At 66.6% G+C, this 20622-nt stretch carries 21 protein-coding genes; 16 read left to right on the forward strand and 5 right to left on the reverse strand.

Annotated features, from left to right (window positions below):
- Positions 1–54: 54 nt before the first annotated feature.
- The 8 genes from AU252_RS17265 to AU252_RS17300 all read left to right on the forward strand — a co-directional run bounded on the left by AU252_RS17265 (position 55) and on the right by AU252_RS17300 (position 7641).
- Positions 55–1146: a carbohydrate kinase family protein gene (locus AU252_RS17265; protein ID WP_058931772.1), complete on the forward strand. Its 1092-nt coding sequence runs from the start codon at positions 55–57 to the stop codon at positions 1144–1146.
- Positions 1147–1236: 90 nt separating this feature from the next.
- Positions 1237–2445 (forward strand): alanine racemase, encoded by a 1209-nt coding sequence (alr, locus tag AU252_RS17270; RefSeq protein WP_058931773.1) that lies wholly within the window; start codon positions 1237–1239, stop codon positions 2443–2445.
- Positions 2446–2462: 17 nt separating this feature from the next.
- The gene (gene tsaE, locus AU252_RS17275; protein ID WP_058933024.1) at positions 2463–3041 is read left to right on the forward strand and encodes a tRNA (adenosine(37)-N6)-threonylcarbamoyltransferase complex ATPase subunit type 1 TsaE; all 579 of its coding nucleotides are present in this window, start codon (positions 2463–2465) and stop codon (positions 3039–3041) included.
- Positions 3041–3712 (forward strand): tRNA (adenosine(37)-N6)-threonylcarbamoyltransferase complex dimerization subunit type 1 TsaB, encoded by a 672-nt coding sequence (gene tsaB, locus AU252_RS17280; RefSeq protein ID WP_058931774.1) that lies wholly within the window; start codon positions 3041–3043, stop codon positions 3710–3712. Before tsaE ends, tsaB begins: the two co-directional genes overlap by 1 nt.
- Positions 3709–4251 (forward strand): ribosomal protein S18-alanine N-acetyltransferase, encoded by a 543-nt coding sequence (rimI, locus tag AU252_RS17285; protein ID WP_058931775.1) that lies wholly within the window; start codon positions 3709–3711, stop codon positions 4249–4251. The genes tsaB and rimI overlap by 4 nt, the downstream gene beginning before the upstream one ends.
- Entirely contained in the window at positions 4248–5396 is a 1149-nt protein-coding gene (tsaD, locus tag AU252_RS17290) for a tRNA (adenosine(37)-N6)-threonylcarbamoyltransferase complex transferase subunit TsaD (protein ID WP_058931776.1), read from the forward strand. The genes rimI and tsaD overlap by 4 nt, the downstream gene beginning before the upstream one ends.
- A gap of 267 nt (positions 5397–5663) precedes the next feature.
- Positions 5664–6683, forward strand: coding sequence for a VOC family protein (locus tag AU252_RS17295; protein WP_058931777.1), 1020 nt, complete (start codon positions 5664–5666; stop codon positions 6681–6683).
- A gap of 142 nt (positions 6684–6825) precedes the next feature.
- Positions 6826–7641 (forward strand): IclR family transcriptional regulator, encoded by an 816-nt coding sequence (locus tag AU252_RS17300; RefSeq protein ID WP_058931778.1) that lies wholly within the window; start codon positions 6826–6828, stop codon positions 7639–7641.
- An 83-nt stretch (positions 7642–7724) separates the two neighbouring features.
- Here AU252_RS17300 and dmpG read toward each other — a convergent pair whose 3' ends face one another.
- The 4 genes from dmpG to AU252_RS17320 are packed head-to-tail and all read right to left on the reverse strand — an operon-like array spanning position 7725 to position 11405.
- Positions 7725–8756, reverse strand: coding sequence for a 4-hydroxy-2-oxovalerate aldolase (gene dmpG, locus AU252_RS17305; RefSeq protein WP_058931779.1), 1032 nt, complete (start codon positions 8754–8756; stop codon positions 7725–7727).
- A gap of 2 nt (positions 8757–8758) precedes the next feature.
- Positions 8759–9691 carry an acetaldehyde dehydrogenase (acetylating) gene (locus AU252_RS17310; RefSeq protein WP_058931780.1) on the reverse strand — a complete coding sequence of 311 codons (933 nt, stop codon included), beginning with the start codon at positions 9689–9691 and terminating at the stop codon, positions 8759–8761.
- Positions 9688–10524, reverse strand: coding sequence for a 2-keto-4-pentenoate hydratase (locus AU252_RS17315; protein ID WP_058931781.1), 837 nt, complete (start codon positions 10522–10524; stop codon positions 9688–9690). Before AU252_RS17315 ends, AU252_RS17310 begins: the two co-directional genes overlap by 4 nt.
- On the reverse strand, positions 10521–11405 hold the full coding sequence (locus AU252_RS17320; RefSeq protein ID WP_058931782.1) for an alpha/beta fold hydrolase: 885 nt from the start codon (positions 11403–11405) through the stop codon (positions 10521–10523). The genes AU252_RS17315 and AU252_RS17320 overlap by 4 nt, the downstream gene beginning before the upstream one ends.
- 184 nt (positions 11406–11589) lie before the next feature.
- On the opposite strand from AU252_RS17320, the gene AU252_RS17325 reads away from it, so the two are divergent.
- The 6 genes from AU252_RS17325 to AU252_RS17350 all read left to right on the forward strand — a co-directional run bounded on the left by AU252_RS17325 (position 11590) and on the right by AU252_RS17350 (position 16739).
- Entirely contained in the window at positions 11590–12804 is a 1215-nt protein-coding gene (locus tag AU252_RS17325) for an acyl-CoA dehydrogenase family protein (RefSeq protein WP_058931783.1), read from the forward strand.
- A 73-nt stretch (positions 12805–12877) separates the two neighbouring features.
- Positions 12878–13366, forward strand: a complete 489-nt coding sequence (locus AU252_RS17330) for a flavin reductase family protein (protein WP_205630589.1) — start codon at positions 12878–12880, stop codon at positions 13364–13366.
- The gene (locus tag AU252_RS17335; RefSeq protein ID WP_205630590.1) at positions 13357–13950 is read left to right on the forward strand and encodes a cytochrome c oxidase subunit 3; all 594 of its coding nucleotides are present in this window, start codon (positions 13357–13359) and stop codon (positions 13948–13950) included. The genes AU252_RS17330 and AU252_RS17335 overlap by 10 nt, the downstream gene beginning before the upstream one ends.
- Before the next feature lie 14 nt (positions 13951–13964).
- A complete protein-coding gene (locus AU252_RS17340) occupies positions 13965–14267 on the forward strand; it encodes a cytochrome C oxidase subunit IV family protein (protein ID WP_240484217.1) in 303 nt (100 codons plus the stop codon).
- 34 nt (positions 14268–14301) lie between these two features.
- Positions 14302–15933, forward strand: a complete 1632-nt coding sequence (locus tag AU252_RS17345; RefSeq protein ID WP_058931786.1) for an FAD-dependent oxidoreductase — start codon at positions 14302–14304, stop codon at positions 15931–15933.
- Between the two features lie 50 nt (positions 15934–15983).
- Entirely contained in the window at positions 15984–16739 is a 756-nt protein-coding gene (locus AU252_RS17350; RefSeq protein WP_058931787.1) for a hypothetical protein, read from the forward strand.
- Between the two features lie 68 nt (positions 16740–16807).
- Here the strand turns inward: AU252_RS17350 and AU252_RS17355 are convergent, their stop codons facing one another.
- Entirely contained in the window at positions 16808–17959 is a 1152-nt protein-coding gene (locus AU252_RS17355; protein ID WP_058931788.1) for a glutamate--cysteine ligase, read from the reverse strand.
- 341 nt (positions 17960–18300) lie between these two features.
- Here AU252_RS17355 and AU252_RS17360 point away from each other — a divergent pair, with 341 nt between their 5' ends.
- Together AU252_RS17360 and AU252_RS17365 are read left to right on the forward strand one after the other, a co-directional pair.
- Positions 18301–19752 carry a glycoside hydrolase family 3 protein gene (locus AU252_RS17360; RefSeq protein ID WP_058933026.1) on the forward strand — a complete coding sequence of 484 codons (1452 nt, stop codon included), beginning with the start codon at positions 18301–18303 and terminating at the stop codon, positions 19750–19752.
- A gap of 50 nt (positions 19753–19802) precedes the next feature.
- Positions 19803–20621, forward strand: a complete 819-nt coding sequence (locus tag AU252_RS17365) for a shikimate 5-dehydrogenase (RefSeq protein ID WP_276203721.1) — start codon at positions 19803–19805, stop codon at positions 20619–20621.
- Position 20622 lies beyond the last annotated feature (1 nt).

Genomic DNA, 20622 nt, shown 5'->3' on the forward strand with positions numbered 1-20622 from the left:
GGCCGCCGGGCGCGCCCCTACCGTGGGGCCGCGGCAGGGCGTAGTCTGCCGGACATGGACGCCATCCCGGACCGCCGCTTCGATCCGCTCTCAACCGTCCGCGCACCGTCCGACGGCGGGTTCGACCTGCTGCTGGCCGGCACGGTTTTCCAGGACATCATCTTCACCGGATTGCCGCACGCGCCCGAGCCGGGCACGGAAATCTGGAGCGAGGGCATGGGCAGCTGCCCCGGCGGCGTCGCGAACCAGGCCATTGCCGCGGCGAGGCTGGGACTGCGCACGGGACTGGCAGCCGCCTTCGGCGACGACGGCTACGGGGACTACAACTGGAAAATCCTGGCCGGGCAGGAACACGTGGACCTGAGCCTGTCCCGCCGCATCCCGGGGTGGCATTCCCCGGTTACGGTCTCGCTCAGCGTCCACAACGACCGTTCCCTGGTGACGCACGGCCACCCGGCCCCTGTGACGTCGTCGGAACTGATCGGTTCGCCGCCGCAGGCGCTTGCCGGCATTGCCGCGCTCGACGAGGAGATTGAACCGTGGGCCGTGGCCGCGCACCAGGCCGGCGTGAAACTGTTCGGGGACGTGGGCTGGGACCCCAGCGGGAAGTGGTCACCGGTCAGGCTCGAGAACCTGCAGTATTTCCATGCCTTCCTGCCCAACCAGCGCGAGGCCATGGCCTTCACGGGGAAGGACAATCCGTGGTCCGCGCTGTACGCGCTGGCGGACCGCGTGCCCGTGGCCGTGGTGACGCTCGGCGCGCAAGGTGCCATGGCCGTGGACTCGGAAACGGGGGAGGAAGAGTGGGTGCCGTCGCTGCCAGTGACCGCCTACGATCCCACCGGAGCCGGCGACTGCTTTGATGCAGCCTTCATCGTGGGCAGCCTGGCCGGCTGGCCGCTGGGAAACCGGCTCCGCTTCGCCAACCTTTGCGCCTCCCTGGCCGTGCAGGAGGTGGGCGGTTCCCTGGCGGCGCCCGGTTGGGGAGACATCGCGGACTGGTGGAAGCGGGCCAACTCCCGGCCCGAACGCCAGAGCAGCCAGTGGCTCCGCCGCTTCGGTTTCCTGGCGGACATTATCAGTGACGTCCCGCTGGCCGCGCAGCGCCGCGCCACCGCCACCATCGCGCACCTGTCCGACGCGTGAGGCCTATGCCGGGGCGCCGGCGGTGCCTCAAGGCAGGCGCCCGGGCGCCGCGATTATCCCGCCCTGAGCGCCCGCACTAGAATCACTAGGGTGACTTATCCCGTAACAACCGGTGACATCAACGCGGCCTCAGGACCTGATCCTCTGTACGAGCGGTCCGCCGTCATCGACCTGGACGCCATCCGCCACAACGTGCGGCGGCTGGCAGACGCGGCCTCACCCGCCAAGGTCATGGCCGTGGTGAAGGCCGACGCGTACGGACACGGCGCGGTTCCGGTGGCCCGGGCCGCCCTCGAAGCCGGCGCATCCTGGCTGGGCGTCGCACATATCTCCGAGGCGCTGGCGCTGCGGGCCGCGGGCATCGACGCCCCCCTGCTGGCCTGGCTGCACACGGCGGAAAGCAACTTCGCCGCAGCGGTGGCTGCCGGCGTCGACATCGGCTGCTCCGGCTGGGAACTGGACCGGATTGTGGCCGCCGCGCGTGACCAGGAACGTCCCGCGCGGATCCACCTGAAAGTGGACACGGGCCTGGGCCGGAACGGCGTAGCGCTCGATGCCTGGGACCAGCTGCTGGGCGAAGCCATGGAGTACCAGGACCAGGGCCTCCTGCGCGTGGTGGGCATCTTCTCCCACCTGTCCGTGGCTGATGAACCCGAACGGCCGGAAACCGATGAACAATTGGCGGCCTTCCGCGAGGTGCTGGCTGTGGCCGAGGACGCCGGCGTGGACGCTGAAGTCCGTCACCTGGCCAACACCCCCGCCACGCTGTCCCGCCCCGATACACACTTTGACCTGGTCCGCGTGGGTCTGGGCATCTACGGTCTCTCGCCCTTCGAAGGCCAGACGTCCGCCGAACTGGGCCTCCGGCCCGCGATGACGCTGCGCACCCTGGTGTCCCAATGCAAACAGGTCCCCGACGGGCAAGGCGTCTCCTACGGCCTGCGCTACCGCACCAGCGGCCCCAGCACCCTGGCGCTGATCCCGCTGGGCTACGCCGACGGTGTGCCCCGCATTGCCACCGGGGGGCCCGTCCGGGTGGCTGGCCGGACCTACCCCGTGGTGGGCCGGATCGCCATGGACCAGATGGTCATCGACCTCGGCAACATCGGCCCCGCCGGCGCGGAGCTCTTCGGCGCCGAGGCGGTGCTGTTCGGCAACGGGGACGACGGCGGGCCCACGGCGGATGACTGGGCGATCGCCGCCGGCACCAACAACTACGAGATCGTGACTCGGATCAGCCCGCGGGTGCCGCGCCGGTTCATCAACGACAGTCCCGACGCCGGGCAGGCAACGCCGTGAGCGTGCTCACGGCAGAGATGCCCACTTGGGAACAGACGCTGAGAGTCACGACGGCGGATGAGACGCACGCGCTCGGTGCCGCTTTAGGGGCGGAGCTGCAGGCCGGGGATCTGTTGGTGCTGACCGGCGAGCTGGGCGCCGGGAAAACCACCTTCACGCAGGGGCTCGGCGAAGGCCTGGGCGTGCGCGCGGGAATCATCTCGCCCACGTTTGTCCTGGTCCGCATCCATCCCAACCTGCCCGACGGCCCTCGGCCAGGTGGCCCGGACCTGGTGCACGTGGACGCGTACCGGCTGGGATCGGCGTCGGAAATTGACGACATTGACCTGGAAAACACGCTGGACTTGTCCGTGACCGTGGTGGAGTGGGGGCGCGGCCGGGTGGAGCACCTGAGCGAGAGCCGGCTGGAAGTGGACCTGCACCGGGCGATCGGGCTTGACGCGGTGGGGGCCTCGGAACCAATCCCCGGCCACACCGAAATCCTGGACTTTGACACCGAGGACGACGACGAACCCCGCACCATCGTGCTGCGCGGTTTCGGTCCCCGCTGGAGCATGAAACCTGTCCTTGGCGGCGCCTTCGAAGGGACACCTTGATGCTTATTCTTGCCATCGACACCTCCGCCGTTGCCAGTGCTGCGCTGGTCTCGGACGACGCACTCGAAGGCGTGGTGGCCAGCTTCTCCACCGAGGACACGCGCAGCCATGCCGAAGTGCTTGCACCCGGCATCGAGGACCTGCTGGCCTCTGCGGGCGTCACCGGCCAGGACATTGACGCGATCGTGACAGGCGTGGGCCCCGGCCCGTTCACCGGCCTGCGCTCGGGGATCGCAACCGCCCGGACGCTCGCCTTCGTCTGGGACAAACCGCTGTACGGGCTGATGAGCCTGGACGCCGTGGCACTGGAAGTGGCTGAGTCCACCGATGCCGCGGCCGAATTCCTGGTGGTCACGGATGCCCGGCGCAAAGAGGTCTACTGGGCGCGGTACAGCCTCGCCGACGGCCAGTTGCCGCAGCTCGAGGACGGCCCGCACGTCAGCTTCGCGGCCGACCTTCCGGACCTCCCGGCCTACGGCGCCGGCGCCGGACTCTACAGTGACGTGCTGCGCGCAGACCCGGGCTTCAGCAACGAACAACCGGACGCCCTCTACCTCGGACAGTTCGCCTTGGCCCGGCTGGCAGCCGGCGGGCAGCTGCTCGACTCCACACCCCTATACCTCCGGGAATCGGATGCCCAGGTCCCCGGCCCACGGAAGCGGGCCCTATGAGCATGCCGACCAGCGCTGACGGAGTGGTGTTCCGGGACATGACCCTGGAGGACGTGCCCGCTGTGGACGCCCTCGAACAGCGGCTGTTCCCTGCGGACGCGTGGCCGCTGCACATGTTCCTGTCCGAACTGTCCCAGCCGGAAACGCGCCGTTACCTGGTGGCGGAAAGCGGTGGGAGCATCGTGGGCTACGCCGGGCTGATGTGCATCGAGCCCATCGCGGACGTCCAGACCATCGCCGTCGTGCCTGAATTCGAAGGCCGGGGCATCGGCTCTACGCTCCTGACCAGGCTGATCACGGAAGCCGGTCTCCGCGGGGCGGCAGACGTCCTCCTGGAGGTCCGGGCCGACAACCCGCGGGCCCAGCAGTTGTATGTACGTTTCGGCTTCGAACAGATCCACGTCCGCCGCGGGTACTACCGCGACGGCGTTGACGCCCTCATCATGCGGTTGCAGCTGGCCCCCGAAGGCGCACCAGCCGACGCCGCACCAGGTCACACACCAGCCCAGGATCACACAACAGAAGCAGGCCAGCCATGAACCGCTCGCAGCCCCTGGTGCTGGGCATCGAATCCTCCTGCGACGAAACCGGCGTCGGCATCGTCCGCGGCACCACGCTGCTCACCAACACGGTGTCCTCCTCGATGGACGAGCACGTCCGCTTCGGCGGCGTGATCCCCGAAATCGCCTCTCGCGCACACCTTGACGCCTTTGTGCCCACCCTGCGCCAGGCCCTGGCCGACGCCGACGTGTCGCTGGACGACGTGGACGCCCTTGCCGTCACCTCCGGGCCCGGGCTTGCGGGCGCCCTGATGGTGGGGGTCTGCGCGGCTAAGGCCCTGGCCGTGGCCACCGGCAAGCCGCTGTATGCCATCAACCACCTGGTGGCACATGTCGGCGTCGGACTGCTGGACGGAAACCCCGACGGCGGTGCTGCCGCCGGCCGCGGGGCCGGCCGTCCCGCCAGTCTGGCCGCAGGGCTCGGCCACGGCAGCCGTCTCCCGGAGAACCTGGGCGCCCTGCTGGTCTCCGGCGGGCATACCGAAATCCTGAAGATCAACAGCATCACCAGCGACGTCCAGCTCCTCGGCTCCACTATCGACGACGCTGCCGGCGAAGCCTACGACAAGGTGGCCCGCATCCTGGGCCTCGGCTACCCGGGCGGCCCGGCTATCGACAGGCTGGCCCGCACCGGCAACGCCAAAGCCATCCGTTTCCCGCGCGGCCTCAGCCAGCCCAAGTACATGGGTACTGCCGAGGAGCCTGGAAAACACCGCTACGACTGGTCCTTCAGCGGCCTGAAGACGGCGGTGGCGCGGTGTGTTGAGCAGTTCGAGGCCCGCGGCGAAGACGTGCCGGTGGCCGACATCGCCGCAGCTTTCCAGGAAGCAGTGGTGGATGTGATCACGTCCAAGGCCGTCCTGGCCTGCCGCGAGCACGGCATCAAAGACGTTCTCTTGGGCGGGGGAGTGGCAGCCAACTCCCGGCTGCGCGAGCTCACCGGCCAGCGCTGTGCGTCCGCCGGAATCAAACTCCACGTGCCGCCGCTGGACCTGTGCACGGACAACGGCGCCATGGTGGCGGCGCTGGGGGCACAGCTGGTGATGGCAGGAATCGGGCCCAGTGGCATCCGCTTCGCCCCGGATTCCTCGATGCCTGTCACCGCGGTGTCACTCCCCGCCTGACTCCCTAGCCTCCGGTGGTTGAGCCTGTCGATACCCCGGTAGGACCAGAGCCTGCGAGTTCCGACGTGCCGCTCCCGCCGCCGTCGGGCGGAAAATCCTGGTGATCCCGTCGATGGCCCGCGATCAAGTGCGCTCCGTCCCGCTGAGTGGAATGGGCTCGGAATGGGCAGTTCGAGCGAATCTAGACTCGCGGCAAGTGGTTGGGTGTTCCCACCGCTCAACCCTCATCGGGTCGTCGCTCGACGACAGGCATAAGGAGCTACAAACATGGCTATTGCGTCATCCCCAGGTCCCCGCATCGCTCACGTCGGTGCCATTTCGCTGGGCACACCGGATCTTGAGACTTCGCTAAATTTCTTCCGGGATCTTCTCGGCATGGAGGAAGTCCAGCGAGTCGGCGACACGGTCTACCTGCGCGGCTACCAGGAGCTGAAGCACCACTCGCTGGTGTTGTTCGCCAGCGAGAAGCCGATCGTTGATTCCTACAGCTTCCGGGTTGGACGGCCCGAAGACGTGGAGCTTTACGCCCAGGAGCTCAAGGAGCAGGACATCGAGGTGCTCGAGCTGCCACGCGGCCACCAGGCTGGCCGCGGCACCGCCATCCGCTTCATGACCCCGTACTCGGACCACCCCTTCGAGTTCTACTACGACATCGACGCCCCCGAGGCGCCCGAGGAGATCCGCTCCAAGCTGCCCAGCAACAGCTCACGCCGGCGCGGGCTTGGCGTGCGCCGGATTGACCATTACAACGTTCAGACGGCGCCGCAGAACGTGGCTCCCGCTGAGAAGTGGCTGCGCGAAACCCTCGACTTCAAGCGCCGCGAGTACGTGCACGTACCTGAGGCAGATATGCTCATCGCCTCGTGGCTGTCCGTCACCCCCCAGGTTCACGACCTCGCCATCGCGATGAGCCCCGAGGAGAAGAACGGTCAGCTGCACCACGTAGCCTTCAACCTCGAGAACCACAGCGACCTCCTTGTTGCCGCCGACGTGTTGCGGGACCACGACGTCGTTTTCGACGTCGGCCCGGCCAAGCACGGCATCGCCCAGTCGATGTACCTCTACCTGCGCGACCCGGGCTCCGGACACCGCGTGGAGTTGTACGCGGGCGGCTACCAAATCCTCGATCCCGACTGGAAGGCACTCGAGTGGACGCCGCTGAACATGGACTACGGAGCGACGTGGTTCGGCGACCCGCTGCCGATGGGGCCTGACGGATCGATGTACTCGTCCACGGATTCCGCCTCGCTGACCTCTCTGCTCGGAGAGGGTCTGACCATCGGGTGATACCTTCGCCCACCGGCTGGATGCCTCCGACGGAACCGCGAAGCGGTCGCCGTCGGAGGCATCCAGCTATTTCCCTATGGTGGTCAAAACGATAAAGTCCATTTGTAGTTGTGCCCGACAATGGTGTCTTGGGACGGATAATATGACACGTTTGCTCGGCGGCAAGGAAGCCGCCAAAGGATTAAAAGACCCTTTTGCCCCATCAATGGTGGAGCGGATCAGCAGCATCATGGATGCCTTCGGGCTTCCGATGGCACGGCTTTCCCTCGATGAGGTGACACGACGCAGCAACCTGCCCCGCTCGACGACCCACCGCATCCTTGAGCAGTTGGCGCAATCGGGGTGGATTGCCCACGTCGGCAACCTCTATAGCCTCGGGTACAAGTCCATGAGGCTTGGTGCCCGCGACATCGTCTACGAGGAGCTTCGCTCGGCGTCCAACGCGCGGCTGAACGAACTCGCGTACCGGACCGGGCTCGTGGTTCATCTGGCTGCCATCGACGGCTCCGAAATCTACTACCTTGACAAGTTCGGCGGCGCCGGCGCGACCAAGGTTCCCTCGCGCGTCGGCGGGCGCGCACCTGCCCACCGCACCGCCGTCGGCAAGGCGATTCTGGCGTACCTGCCGCCCGAGGTTGTCCATGAGCAGTTCGCCGAGCTCGCCGGACAGCATCATGGCCACCACATCGCCGATGTGGCCGGCCTGCACCGGGAGCTGGCAACCATCAGGGCGCGCAACGGCGTGGCCTTCGAACGCGGCGAGTCCTTCCCGGGCATTGCCTGCGTCGGCACGGCAATCCGTGACACCGGGGGGCCGGCTGCTGCCATCTCGGTGGTTGGCGACTTCTCCGTGCCCTTGGAGCGGATCGTGCCGGTGCTGATCGGCACCGCCAAGGCCATCTCCAACGACCTGGTCCTGGCCGAGGCTGCCATGGCAGCCGACGACGCCGTGGCCTAAGAAAAAGCGCATACAACAACGCCGGCCCGGCACCCCTGTTTCGTGGGGTGCCGGGCCGGCGTTCGTGGTGCCCCAGGCCCTGGCTACCGGTTGGCGAGGTCCAGGGCGATGTCCACCAGCATGTCCTCCTGGCCGCCGACCAGGGCGCGCTGCCCGGCAATGGTCAGCAGCTCCCGGGCGTCCGGGCCGTAGGTCTTGGACGCGTCCTCGGCATGGAGCAGGAAGCTGGAGTACACCCCTGCATAGCCAAGGGTGAGGGTCTCCCGGTCGACCTGCACCGGACGTTCCTGCAGGGGCCGGACCAGGTCATCTGCCGCATCCTGGAGCTCAAACACCGAACATCCGGTCTCCCAGCCAAGTTTGTCCGCCACGGCAATGAACGCCTCAATCGGGGTGTTGCCCGCTCCCGCGCCGTGCCCGGCGAGGGAAGCATCAACCCGGAAGGCACCCTCCTGCACGGCCACCACCGAGATGGCGACGGCAAGCGAGAGGTTTTGGTGGGCGTGGATGCCCACGTGGGTGCCGGAATCGAGCACGTCGCGGTAGGCGCGGATGCGCTCGCGCACCCCGTCCATGGTCAGGGCGCCGGCCGAGTCGGTGACATAGACGCAATTCGCGCCATATGACTCCATGAGCTTGGCCTGCTTGGCCAGGTCAGCCGGCTCGGCCAGGTGGGACATCATCAGGAAGCCCGAGACGTCGAGCCCGAGTTCGCGTGCGGCGGCGATGTGCTGGGCCGAGATGTCGGCCTCGGTGCAGTGCGTGGCAATGCGCACCGAGCGGATGCCGAGCCTTGCCGCCTGGCGCAGGTCGTCGATGGTGCCGAGGCCCGGGAGTAACAGGGAGGTGGGAACGGCACGCTCGATGTTGCCGCAGGCGGCCTCGATCCATTCCCAGTCGCTGTGGCTGCCGATGCCGTAGTTGAGGCTGGAGCCAGCGAGCCCATCGCCGTGGGTGACCTCGATGGCCGAAACCCCTGCGTGGTCAAGGGCCTTGACGATGCCAACCAGGGAATCGACGCTGATGCGGTGGCGCATGGCGTGCATGCCATCACGAAGGGTGACGTCTTGTATGTAGAGCGGCCTAGGGACGGCGCCAGGTGTGGTGGTGGCCATGTTCAGACTCCAATGATGTCGCGGGCGGCGACCAGTTCGCCGACCCGCAGGGCGGCGGAGGTCATGATGTCGAGGTTGCCGGCGTAAGCGGGCAAGTAGTCGGCTGCACCTTCAACCTCAAGGAAGGTGGTTATTTTCCATCGGATGCCTGCGGCGTCCTTGCCGAGCAACGATGCCAGGGTCTCGGGCTCCACGGGGGTGATCTGCACGTCCTGCTTCAGGCGGTAGCCGGGCACGTATTGGGAAACGGCGGCGACCATCTCGGTGATGGAGGCACGGATCTTCTCGTGGTCGACCTCGCCGGTCAGGCAATAGACGGTGTCGCGCATGATGGGCGGTGGATCGGCCGGGTTCAGGATGATGATGGCCTTGCCCCGTGCCGCGCCGCCGACCTGCTCGATGGCATGGGCAGTGGTTTCGGTGAACTCGTCGATGTTGGCCCGGGTCCCGGGACCGGCCGAGCGCGAGGCGACCGAGGCAACGATCTCGGCATAGGGGACCGGGACAACGCGGGAGACGGCGGCGACAATCGGGATGGTGGCCTGCCCGCCGCACGTGACCATGTTGATGTCAGGTGCATCCAGGTGTTCCTCCAGGTTCACCGCAGGGATCACAAACGGGCCCAGGGCCGCGGGAGTGAGGTCAACCAGGCGCTTGTTGAAGGGCGCCAGCGCCGCGGCGTTGGCGATGTGGCCGCCGGCCGAGGTGGCGTCAAAGACGACCTCGATCTCATCGAATCCGGGCATCTCGATCAGGCCCTGGACTCCGTCGGAGGTGATGGGCACGCCCATGCTGGCGGCCCGACGCAGGCCGTCGGAGGCGGGGTCGATGCCCACCATCGCTCCCATTTCCAGGGTGCGTGACCTGCGCATGATCTTGAACATCAGGTCGGTGCCGATGTTGCCCGAGCCGATGATGGCAACTTTGATGCTCATTTGGTTCCCCCTTGGGTGAAGGTGACGGTGACGGCCCCGAGGCCGGTGATGAAGGCCGTGAGTGTTTTGCCGGCCTCGACGGGGGCCAGGGGCCCGAGGGCCCCGGAAAGGATGACCTCCCCTGCCCGCAGCGGAGCGCCGAATTCGATGGAGGTGTGGGCCAGCCAGCGCAGGGCCTCGAGCGGATCGCCGAGGCATGCGGCGCCTGTGCCGGTTGAGACCTCGCGTCCATTGGAGGTCATCCGCATTTCGCTCCCTCGCGGCACGAAGTCAGACAGGGACAGTTTCGCGTCCCCCAGCACAAAGACGCCGCTGGAGGCGTTGTCGGCAACGGTGTCGCTGATCTGGATGTCCCAGTTCGCGACACGGCTGTCCACCACCTCGATCGCGGGGCTTGCGTAGGCAACGGCGCCGGCCACCTCCTCCAGTGAAACCTCCGGATCGGTGATGTCGTGGGCCAGCACAAAGGCGATCTCGGCCTCGGCCCGGGGTGCAATCAGCCGCTCGATCGGGATGTACGCACCGTCCGAATAGGCCATGTCATCAAGCAGCACACCGAAGTCAGGGGTATCAACGCCCACCTGCTTCTGCACCGCCAGTGATGTCAGTCCGATCTTCCGCCCGACGTGCGTGGCGCCGCCGGAGATCTTCGAGGCGATGATGCGCTGCTGAACCGTGTAGGCATCTTTGATGTTGGAGGCTCCGAGCAGATCGCGCACCGGAGCCCCGGAGACGCGCGTGCGTTCGGCCTCTTCAAGCCGGGCAACCGCCTGATCCAGGTCCTCGGGCGTGACGGTCGTGGCCTGGGCCTGCGCCGCCTGCGGGGCGCTCATGCCTGATCCGGCCGGGTCAGGAAGGCCATGACTGCCGATTCCCAGGCCGCCTTGGCCTCGACCATGACCCAGTGCCCGCAGTTCGGGAAGACGTGGAGCTCGGCCTTGGGGATGGTGCGCATCGGAAGGATGGAGGAATCCAGCGGCGTGACGCGGTCATCGCGGCCCCAGGTCAAGAGAGTGGGGGCCTTGATCTTGCCCAGCTGCGTCCAGTCCGGGGCATCGGCGGATTCGACCGAGGCGAGGATCAGGGCGATGGTGTGCCGGCCGTACATCATCCGGGCGCTGGCCAGGGTGTCCGAGTCGGTGGCCACGGCGAAGCGCTCGTCGATGAGTTCCTCGGTGAGCACCGCCGGGTCAAAAACCATCGCCTCGAGCCACTGAATGAGTTTTTCGCGGGTGGGGTCCTCGGTGAAATCAACCAGCAGCTTGATGCCCTCACCCGGCATCGGGGAGTACAGGTTGCGCCCCACGCCCCCGATGGTCACCAGCCGGCGGACCCGCTCGGGGTGGTCAATGGCTATCCGGGTGGCCACCTGGCCGCCGAGCGAATTGCCGATGAAGTCGGCCTGCTCGATGCCAAGGGCGTCGAGGAAGCGGATGACCGAAGCAGGGGCAGAAAGCATCGGGTGTTCGCCGGTGGAATCGCTGACGCCGAACCCCGGGAACTCCAGGGCGAGGGTCCTGAAGTTCTGGGCGAAGAAGCCCAGGTTGCCGCGGAAGTTGCGCCACCCGCTGACACCTGCGCCGGAGCCGTGCAGCAGGATCAGCGGTGGGCCGCTGCCTGCCTCGTGGTAGCGGAGCACTCCCGAGGAGGTCGCTACTTCCCGCAGCGTGGATTCATAGGTGATCTGCTCTTGCCCAACATCTGTGGCCGTCATGGGTGTCTCTCCTAGTGATTGGTGCTCTTTGGTGACTCGACTCAAGCAGATGCGGATCGGCGTCCCGGGGCTTGGTTCCCGTTCAGTGGGATGGGCGCGCGCCACCCACCATTCACTGGCCGCAGTATTGAGCGCACCACAGCCCCACCGGGGGGCCAGGGACAACAATGCAGGAGGAGCACTGATGAACGCAGGAGCTAGCACCCTCAGTGATTTGGCCGTGAAGGATGCGGTGGCTCGCGTTGAAGCCGTTGCCGATGAACTGGAAGCGGGCGCAGACGAGAGCGAGAAGCTCGGCAAGCTCTCCGACAGGAGCGTGTCGGCCATCAAGTCCGCCGGGCTGATGCGCCTTCTTCAGCCGAAGGAACACGGCGGTGACGAGGCGCACCCGGCGGAATTCGGCGAGGCGGTCATGGCTGCTGCCAGCCACTGCGGGGCATCGGGCTGGGTTGCCGGCGTGGTGGGGGTGCACCCGTGGGAGATCGCGTTGATGGACCCACGCGTCGGGGAAGAAGTCTGGGGTGAGAACCAGGACACCTGGGTCTCCTCGCCCTACACGCCGCAGGGAATCGCGGACCCCGTGGACGGCGGCTACATCCTCAACGGGCGCTGGCAGTTCTCCTCCGGCACCGACCACAGCGACTGGGTGTTCCTGGGGGCCATCACCGGCGACGGAACCGGCCGCCCGGCAGCAGCACCCAAGTACCTGCACGTGATCCTGCCGCGCACGGACTACGAGATCATCCAGGATTCCTGGAACGTGATCGGGCTGGAGGGCACCGGCAGCAAGGACGTGGTGGTGAAGGGGGCGTTCATCCCGACCTACCGCACCTTGGTGCACGAGGACGTGCAATCGGGCGCCGCGGCCGAACGCACCGGCCGCACCGAGACGCTGTACAGGCTGCCGTTCAACGTGCTCTTCCCGCTGGGGATTTCCTCGGCCGTGATCGGCATCGCCGAAGGCGCCCTGGGCCTGCACCTTGCCTACCAGCGCAAACGCTCCAACGCCGGCGGTGTGCAGATCAAGAGCGATCCGTACTCGATGTTCGCCATCTCCGAGGCCGCGGCAGAGATCGCCGCCTCGCGCTCGAATCTACTCGACGGGGTCACCAAGGCCTATGCCCATGTGGAGGCCGGAACCCCGGTCAGCGCGGTGCAGACCGCCGAGGTCCGCCGCAACCAGATCCAGAGCGCATGGCGGGCAGTGCGGGCCGTGGATGAGATCTTTGCCCGTTCGGGCGGCAACGCCGGCCGGCGCGACAACCCGCTGCAGCGCTTCTGGCGCGACGCCCACATGGGCCTGCAGCACTTCATCCACGTGCCGGGCCAGGTCTTCCACGCGACGGCGCTGCTGGAGATGGGTCTCGAGCTCCCGGAGAACCTGCGCGGGGCGGTCTGAGAACATGGCCCAGGTGACAGCGCTCTTCCCGAGCACGCCAGAAGGAGCCGAGCCAGCACGGCACTTTCGAAATGTGCTTGGTAACTACCCCACCGGGGTCGTGGCGGTCACAGCCCCGGGCGAAGACGGCGAACCGATTGCGATGGTGGTGGGATCGTTCACGTCGGTCTCGCTGGACCCGCCGATGGTGGCGTTCCTGGCCGATCGCGGATCAAACACCTTTCCGAAGATCCAGGCGGCCGGTCACTTTGTGGCCAACGTCCTGGCCTCGGACCAGGCCGGCCTCTGCCGCTCCATGGCGGCCAAGGGTGCACAAAGGTTTAGGGACGTGGCCTGGCAGCCCTCGGAGAACGGGGCGCCGCTGCTTGACGGAGTGGTCGCCTGGATCGAATGCACGCTCGAGCAGGTCGTTGAGGCAGGTGACCACGTGATCGCCATCGGAAAGGTGAATGACCTGCGGGTCGTCTCGGAAAAGCTCCCGTTGCTGTTTTTCCGGGGCGTCTACGGTGCCTTCGAACCCCACTCGATGCGCCTCGAGGACAGGTATCTGGGATGGGGATGACAACGGTGTCCCAGCCGGTGGCCGAGGGTCGCCAGATCCCCGGCGAATCGGGGGTGTGGGTCTTCTTTTTCGGCGACATGGTGATCTTCTTGATCTTCTTCGTCGCCTACCTGGTGCATCGCGCCGGCGCCCCCGAGCTCTTTGCCCAATCCAGCCAGGAGCTGGGCCTGGCCATGGGCGTGGCCAACACCCTGGTCCTGCTGAGCAGCTCGCTGCTGGTGGTCCTGGGGCTGGGGGCCGTGCGCCGCGAGGGGCGTTCGGTGGCCGTCGGCGCCTTCCGCGGCGCCATGGCCTGCGGTGTGCTCTTTGTGGTGCTGAAGGCCTTTGAATATACCCACATAGCCTCCGGCACGACGGGACTGGACCTCAACGCGTTCTTCTCCTGGTACTTCGTTCTCACCGGCGTGCACCTGGTGCACGTGCTGATCGGGCTCGGCGTTCTGGGACTGATGGTTTCCAGGGCACGGCAGAGTGGCGACGGTGCCGAAAAACGCATGATGGTCATCGAATCGGGAGCGTGCTTCTGGCATCTGGTCGACCTGCTCTGGATGCTCATCTTCCCGCTGCTGTACCTGGTGGCGTGATGAGTGGACAACAGGTGAAGGCAAAGCCAACCACCAGGCTGTTCTCACTGATCGAATCCCGGGCGGGCATCGTGTGGATCGTGCTTGTGGTGCTGACGATCGCCAATCCCGTCCTAGGGATCGAAGGCCATCTGGCGGGAAGCACAGGCGTCCATCTCTTGGGGGTGGCCATCCTCACTATCGCCGTCGTGAAGGTCCGCTTCGTGGGACTCGATTTCATGGAACTGCGCAAGGCCCCGGTGCCAATGCGTCTTATGTTCGAGGCTTATTGCCTCATTCTCTGGGTGGTTCTCACCGCCTGTTTTCTATGGCTGTAGATAGGCTGCAGCCCTTAAGAAGAAAGTGATTCGCATGTCCATCAATGAAGATGAAACAGCGGGTGTAAATACCTTCGACGTGATCGTCGTGGGTTCGGGAGGCGGCCTGGTCGGCGCCTATCTGGCAGCGTCACGCGGGTTGCGCACCCTCGTGATTGAGAAGACCGAGAAGGTGGGCGGAACCACCGCCTACTCCGGAGCCGGCATCTGGTATCCGGGTTCGGCGCCGATCGAGCGGGCAGGGATAACGAACAGCCTGGAGGAAGGCCGCACGTACTTGCGCACGGCAGTGAACGACCCCGCCCGAGAGGCCCGGCAGGACGCCTACCTCCAGGCGGGAATCGATGTGATCGACGAGCTTGAGCGCAACGAGTGGTTCGGGAAGTTCGAGTTCATGCCCGTGCCCGATTACTATTCCTCGATTCCGGGGGCTTCGCCGAGCGGCCGGACGATCTTCCCTGCACCCGTCACCGTCGAAGAACTGGGAGAAGAAGCCGAACTGATTCGCAAGCCCCTGTTCACCGAACGCTGGGGCATCGATGAGGGCACGTTGCTCACCGGCGGCCGCGCGCTCATAGGGCGTGCGCTGAAGGCCTTCCTGGCAACGGGGTTCGGCGAAGTACGGCTCAACACCGCACTGGAAAGCCTGATCACCGATCAGGACGGCAAGGTGGTCGGCGTGGTTGCACTGGCGGACGGCGAACGGGTCTCGATCCATGCGAACCGCGGGGTGATCCTGGCCGCCGGCGGATTCGAACGCGACGCCGCACTGCGGGCCGAGCACCAGTCACCGGACATCACGGGGGAATGGTCCAACGGCGCCCCACAGAACACCGGGGACGCGCTAAAGGCTGGCATCGCCATTGGGGCGGGCACCGAACTGATGGACGAGGCGTGGTTCGTTCCGGGAGTGGTGCGGCCCGACGGCCTGCCGATCTTCCACACCGGCACCCGCGGCGGGATCTGGGTGAACGCCGCCGGGGAGCGCTTCGTCAACGAGACTGCCCCCTACGACCAGTCGGGCCACGCGATCTACCATGGGCACACCCAAACCGATGTCTCGCACCTTGAAGTCCGCTGGGTCTTCGACGAGCACCACCTGGACCGATACAGCATTGGTGGTTCGCCCGACAAGGCGCCGGACGACGAGTGGTTCGAGTCCGGGGCCCTGGTGAAGGCGGATTCCATTGCGGCGCTAGCCGAGCTCATCAACGTTCCGGCCGCGGCCCTGCAGGCCTCGATCGATCGGTACAACGGCTATGCGCAATCAGGTGTGGATGAGCAGTTCCAACGGGGCGAGAGTGCCTGGGACCAGTTCAGCTCCCAGATCGTCGGCTTCCCTGCGGGCCCGGTCATGGCCTACATGGTGCCGCCCGAACAGGGATTGGCCAATCCGCTGCTGCCGCCCATTGGTGCTGGCCCCTACTATGCGGCAACGGTGCGCCTGTCGGACATTGGCACCAAGGGCGGGCTGATCACCGATGAACATGCCCGGGTGCTCACACTCGAGGGCGAGCCGATCGAGGGCCTCTACGCCACGGGCAACACCATGGCGGCGATGTCGGGCCACGTTTATCCCGGCGCGGGAACCCCGATTGGATCGTCCATTGCGTTCAGCTACCAGGCCGTGCTCGACCTCGCGCCTGCAGTAATTCCCGCGCCATAGTCAAACTCCTGGCTCCATCACTTGTTTACACCCGATTTAAGGACACCGAAATGGAATTGAAAACCAAGTTCAGGCTTCACCGAATGTCGGTCTGGGCTGGCGTCGTCGTGTTGATTGCCAACCTCATCGCCTACTTCGTCGTCGGCAAGCTTTTTCCACCGATCTCGCCCACCGCCACCGCCGCGGAGGTGACGGCTTTCCTGACCGCAAACCGTTCGGGCATCTTGTGGGCTGTGGTGATCATGGGCATCTTCGCCCCGTTCTTCTATGCCTTCGCGGTGATCACCAGCCTCCAGATCAGGCGCATTGAGGGCGGCTGGGGAATTCTCTCTATGATCCAGCTGACCACCGCGGTAGTCGCACCCACCGGCTGGGTGTACCCGATGGCAGTGTTGGCCACAGCTGCCTACCGGCCCGACCGCAACCCCGAGCTGATGCTGATGATGAGTGACCAGTTCTGGCTCACCTATGTTGGTGTCGCCGTGATATTCGTGCTGAACATTGCCTCGATCGGTCTGGCGGTAATGGTCGACAAGCGGGCCAATCCGGTGTTCCCGCGCTGGTTCGGCTACCTGAACTTCTTCCTTGCACTCTCGTTCTTCCCGGGCGTCTTCATCTACCTCTTCACCGAGGGGCCGCTGTCTTGGAACGGGCTGTTCGCGCTGTGGATCCCGGCATGTGCCTTCCCGGTCTGGAAGATCGCGATGATCGTCTGCCTGCTGAAGGCGGTCAAGTCCGAGGAACAGGAGGCCCTCCAGGCCCAGGCCCGGGAGACGGCATCGTTGGGCACGGCGAGGGTCGGCTAACCGCCGAACCCGGCGCTATCCTGCGCTCGTTGAGTCCATCCCGGTGGACTCAACGAGCGTGGGCGGGGTTAGCCCGTCGGCCCGTTCCGCATCTGCTTGACCAGGTCCAGCACCACGGCCTGCAGGTCGCCGCCGTGCTCTGCGGCGACGCGGCGCTGCCGCTGGTATCCGGCGCCGCGGCGGATGATCTTCTCGACGTCGGCCAGTTCGTCGGGGCAGCCGAGCTTCGCTGCCACCGGCTCAAGCCGGTTCAGGGTCTCCAGGAGGTGGTCGGTGACCAGCTGTTCGTTGCCGGCCGCGTCGAGGATGATGATGGCCTCCATGCCGTAGCGGGCGGCACGCCACTTGTTCTCCTGGATGTGCCACGGCGGCATGGTGGGGATGGTGCCGCCGTTGTCCAGGGTGGTGGAGAATTCATCCACCAGGCACTGGGTGAGCGCGGCAATCGCGCCCACCTCCTCCAGCGTGGCCAGGCCGTCGCAGATGCGCATTTCGATGGTGCCGAGGTTGGGAACGGGCCGGATGTCCCAGCGGATCTCGGAGAGGGTGTCGATCACACCGGTGGTGAACATGTCCTGGACGTAGGACTCGTATTCGTCCCAGGACGGGAACTGGAAGGGCAGGCCCGCCGTCGGCAGCTGCTGGAACATCAGGGCGCGGTGCGATGCGTAGCCGGTGTCCTCGCCGCCCCAGAACGGGCTCGACGCCGAGAGTGCCTGGAAATGCGGGAAGTAATTGACCAGGCCGTCCAGCACGGGGAGTGCCTTTTCGCGCCGGTCCAGGCCCACGTGGACGTGCACGCCGTAGATGACCATCTGCCGGCCCCACCACTGGGTGCGGTCGATCAGCTTGGCATACCGGGCCTTGTCCGTCACGGGCTGCAGCTGCGGCGGGCTGAACGGGTGGCTGCCGGCGCAGAAAACCTCCACGCCCATGGGATCGGTGATTTCGCGCACCGCGGCCAGGGACCGGCTGAGGTCTTCCTTGGCTTCGACGGCAGTCTCGCAGATGCCGGTGACCAGCTCCACGGTGTTGAGCAGGAGTTCCTGCTTGATGTGCGGGTGTTCGTCGTCTTCGTTGAGTTCGGGGTGCTTGGCAACCACGCCGCTGAGTACTTCGTTGGCCACTGATGCCAGTTCGCCGGTCTGGCCGTCCACCAGGGCCAGCTCCCATTCCACACCAAGAGTTGATTGCTTCGATGAAGCGAAATCAATCTTCATGCGTTCCCCTAACTGTTCAGATATCCCTGGGCACGCGCCGCATTCAAGTCTAATGCAGGGGTAGCATCGTCTTGATGGCCTTGTTCCTTTGGACCCGTGACAGTATTCACAAAACCACCCTCCTTATTGCGGCCGCTGCCGTGGCCGCCCTGACTGCCTGCACGGCGGTTCCCGCCACCGCCCCGGCGACCCCCGGCCCTGCGCCCGCCTCAACCCCGGAATCAGAGCGGCCGACGACGGCACCTCCGTCCGCTTCTCCCTCACCTGACCCCGGGCTGCTGCCGCTGGGCTGGGGCCCCGAGCAGCGGGACCAGGATGTCGCCGGGGCCGCCGTGGCGGCGATGTCGGTCGAGGAGAAGGCCGGCCAGGTGCTGATGCCCGTGTACGCCGGCACGGACGCCGAAGCCCAGGCCGCCACCATTGAGCGCCTCCATCTTGCCGGGTCCATCATTATGGGCGACAACATCCCGCTCGACGCGCGCGGTCAGGCGGATCCGGCTGCCATGACTGCTGTCAACGCCCGGCTGGCCCAGGCCGCCAAGGCCGACGGCAGGCCCTGGCCCGGTCTCATCGGCGTGGACCAGGAGGGCGGGATTGTGGCGCGGCTGGGTGCGCCCCTGACCGAATGGCCAACGGCCCTGAGCTACGGGGCTGCCGGCAATGCGCCACTCGCCAAGGACGCCGGCCGCGCTCTGGCCGCGGAGATCGCGTCGCTGGGCTTCACCGTGGACTTCGCCCCCGATGCCGACGTGACCATCGGCCCAGCAGATCCCACCATCGGTGCCCGGTCAATGTCCGGCAACCCGGACGCAGCGGGAGCACTGGCGGTGGCGTTTTCCCAGGGCATGCAGGAGGCCGGCGTCCTGCCCGCCGTCAAGCACTTCCCCGGCCACGGCTCCGTCACCGTTGACTCGCACCAGGACCTCCCGGTGCAGCCCGCGGGCATCGCGGAACTCGAAGCCCGGGACTGGAAGCCGTTCCGGGCGGCCATCGCCGCCGGTATGCCCATGGTCATGACCGGGCACATCGCCGTACCGGCCTTGGAACCCGGCGTCCCGGCGTCGTTGTCCGGCCCCACCTATGCTGCGCTGCGCGGCATGGGCTTCAAGGGTGTGGCGGTGACCGATGCCCTCAACATGGGCGCAGTCCAGCAGCAATACCCGGGCGGCTCCGCAGCAACCGCGGCGCTCGCCGCGGGCGTGGACCTGCTCCTGATGCCCACGGACGTGGGGCAGGCCCACGCAGCCATCGTTAGCGCTGTCGCGGCCGGAACACTGCCGGCGGCCCGCCTGGACGAAGCAGCTGTCCGCGTGGCCACCATGATGACCTGGCGCGGCCGCGTCACGTCGCCGCCTGCCGGGTCGACCCCCGCCAGCGCAGCCCCCGGCAGCGGCGCCGACATCTCGGCGCGGGTCTCCGCGGCCGCCGTCACGGTGCTGTCCGGACACTGCGGCGCGCCAATCGTCGAGGGAAGCATCCGGATTGCCGGCGGATCAGCGCAGGACCGGGCGCGGTTTGAGGCTGCCGCAGCGAAGGCCGGGCTCGGCACCGGGGCGGGCCCCCTGGTCAGCCTCATCGGTTACGCCGGTCGGCCGGTTGGGGGCGACATTGCCGTGGCACTGGATGCGCCGTGGCCGCTGCAGGATTCCACTGGCCCGGTGAAGATTGCGCTGTACGGCCGCACGCCTGGCGCTTTTGACGCCCTCGTTGCCGTGCTGGCAGGCAAGGCAACTGCCCCGGGAAAGCTGCCCGCCGCCGTCGGAAGCTATCCAGCCGGGACGGGCTGCCCGTAACTTGGCCCGCAACACATCGCCGAATCGGTCAGCGGCGGTTTAATGGACAGGTGCCCATTCTGAATAAAGACATGACCCTGTGTATTTCGCTGTCGGCCCGGCCCAGCAACAACGGGACGCGGTTCCACAACCACCTCTACGACCAGCTGGACCTGAACTGGATCTACAAGGCCTTCGCCCCCGCCGACCTGGCCCAGGCGATCGCCGGCGTCAGGGGCCTGGGAATCCGCGGCTGTGCGGTGTCCATGCCGTACAAGGAGGACGTGATGGCCCTCGTCGATGAGCTGGATCCTTCCGCTAAAGCCATCGATTCGGTCAACACAATCGTGAACACTGACGGGCATCTGAAGGCCTACAACACCGACTACACCGCCATCGAGCAGCTCCTCGCAAGCAACGCCGTGCCCACGGACTACTCGGTGCTGGTCCAAGGTGCCGGCGGCATGGCCAAGGCCACCGTCGCGGCCCTGCGGGACGCCGGCTTCACGGATGTCACCGTCATCGCCCGGAACGAAGACACCGGCCGGGCGCTCGCTGAGCAGTACGGGTTCCAGTGGCGGGCAACGCTCGACGGCGGCACGGCGGACCTGATCATCAACGTCACGCCTATCGGTATGGCAGGCGGCCCGGAAGTGGACTCGCTGTCCTTCCCGGAAGCTGCGATCGCGGCAGCCAAGGTGGTCTTCGACGTCGTGGCGCTGCCTGCAGAGACGCCGCTGATCAAGGCGGCCCGCGCCGCCGGGAAACAGGTGATCACGGGAGCCGAAGTGGCCACCATCCAGGCGCTCGAGCAGTTTGTGCTCTACACCGGTGTCCGGCCCACCGACGAGCAGGTCCAGGCCGCCGAGGACTTTATGCGCGCCCAGTAAG

It is taken from the genome of Pseudarthrobacter sulfonivorans (genome assembly GCF_001484605.1).
In the GTDB taxonomy this organism is placed as follows: domain Bacteria; phylum Actinomycetota; class Actinomycetes; order Actinomycetales; family Micrococcaceae; genus Arthrobacter; species Arthrobacter sulfonivorans_A.

What these genes read in the sequence shown, in the direction of transcription:
- AU252_RS17265 (WP_058931772.1), top strand. Translation starts at nt 55, where the DNA reads ATGGACGCCATCCCGGACCGCCGCTTCGATCCGCTCTCAACCGTCCGC.
- tsaE (WP_058933024.1), top strand. Translation starts at nt 2,463, where the DNA reads ATGCCCACTTGGGAACAGACGCTGAGAGTCACGACGGCGGATGAGACG.
- tsaB (WP_058931774.1), top strand. Translation starts at nt 3,041, where the DNA reads ATGCTTATTCTTGCCATCGACACCTCCGCCGTTGCCAGTGCTGCGCTG.
- rimI (WP_058931775.1), top strand. Translation starts at nt 3,709, where the DNA reads ATGAGCATGCCGACCAGCGCTGACGGAGTGGTGTTCCGGGACATGACC.
- tsaD (WP_058931776.1), top strand. Translation starts at nt 4,248, where the DNA reads ATGAACCGCTCGCAGCCCCTGGTGCTGGGCATCGAATCCTCCTGCGAC.
- AU252_RS17295 (WP_058931777.1), top strand. Translation starts at nt 5,664, where the DNA reads ATGGCTATTGCGTCATCCCCAGGTCCCCGCATCGCTCACGTCGGTGCC.
- AU252_RS17300 (WP_058931778.1), top strand. Translation starts at nt 6,826, where the DNA reads ATGACACGTTTGCTCGGCGGCAAGGAAGCCGCCAAAGGATTAAAAGAC.
- dmpG (WP_058931779.1), bottom strand. Translation starts at nt 8,756, where the DNA reads ATGGCCACCACCACACCTGGCGCCGTCCCTAGGCCGCTCTACATACAA.
- AU252_RS17310 (WP_058931780.1), bottom strand. Translation starts at nt 9,691, where the DNA reads ATGAGCATCAAAGTTGCCATCATCGGCTCGGGCAACATCGGCACCGAC.
- AU252_RS17315 (WP_058931781.1), bottom strand. Translation starts at nt 10,524, where the DNA reads ATGAGCGCCCCGCAGGCGGCGCAGGCCCAGGCCACGACCGTCACGCCC.
- AU252_RS17320 (WP_058931782.1), bottom strand. Translation starts at nt 11,405, where the DNA reads ATGACGGCCACAGATGTTGGGCAAGAGCAGATCACCTATGAATCCACG.
- AU252_RS17325 (WP_058931783.1), top strand. Translation starts at nt 11,590, where the DNA reads ATGAACGCAGGAGCTAGCACCCTCAGTGATTTGGCCGTGAAGGATGCG.
- AU252_RS17335 (WP_205630590.1), top strand. Translation starts at nt 13,357, where the DNA reads ATGGGGATGACAACGGTGTCCCAGCCGGTGGCCGAGGGTCGCCAGATC.
- AU252_RS17345 (WP_058931786.1), top strand. Translation starts at nt 14,302, where the DNA reads ATGTCCATCAATGAAGATGAAACAGCGGGTGTAAATACCTTCGACGTG.
- AU252_RS17350 (WP_058931787.1), top strand. Translation starts at nt 15,984, where the DNA reads ATGGAATTGAAAACCAAGTTCAGGCTTCACCGAATGTCGGTCTGGGCT.
- AU252_RS17355 (WP_058931788.1), bottom strand. Translation starts at nt 17,959, where the DNA reads ATGAAGATTGATTTCGCTTCATCGAAGCAATCAACTCTTGGTGTGGAA.
- AU252_RS17360 (WP_058933026.1), top strand. Translation starts at nt 18,301, where the DNA reads ATGTCGGTCGAGGAGAAGGCCGGCCAGGTGCTGATGCCCGTGTACGCC.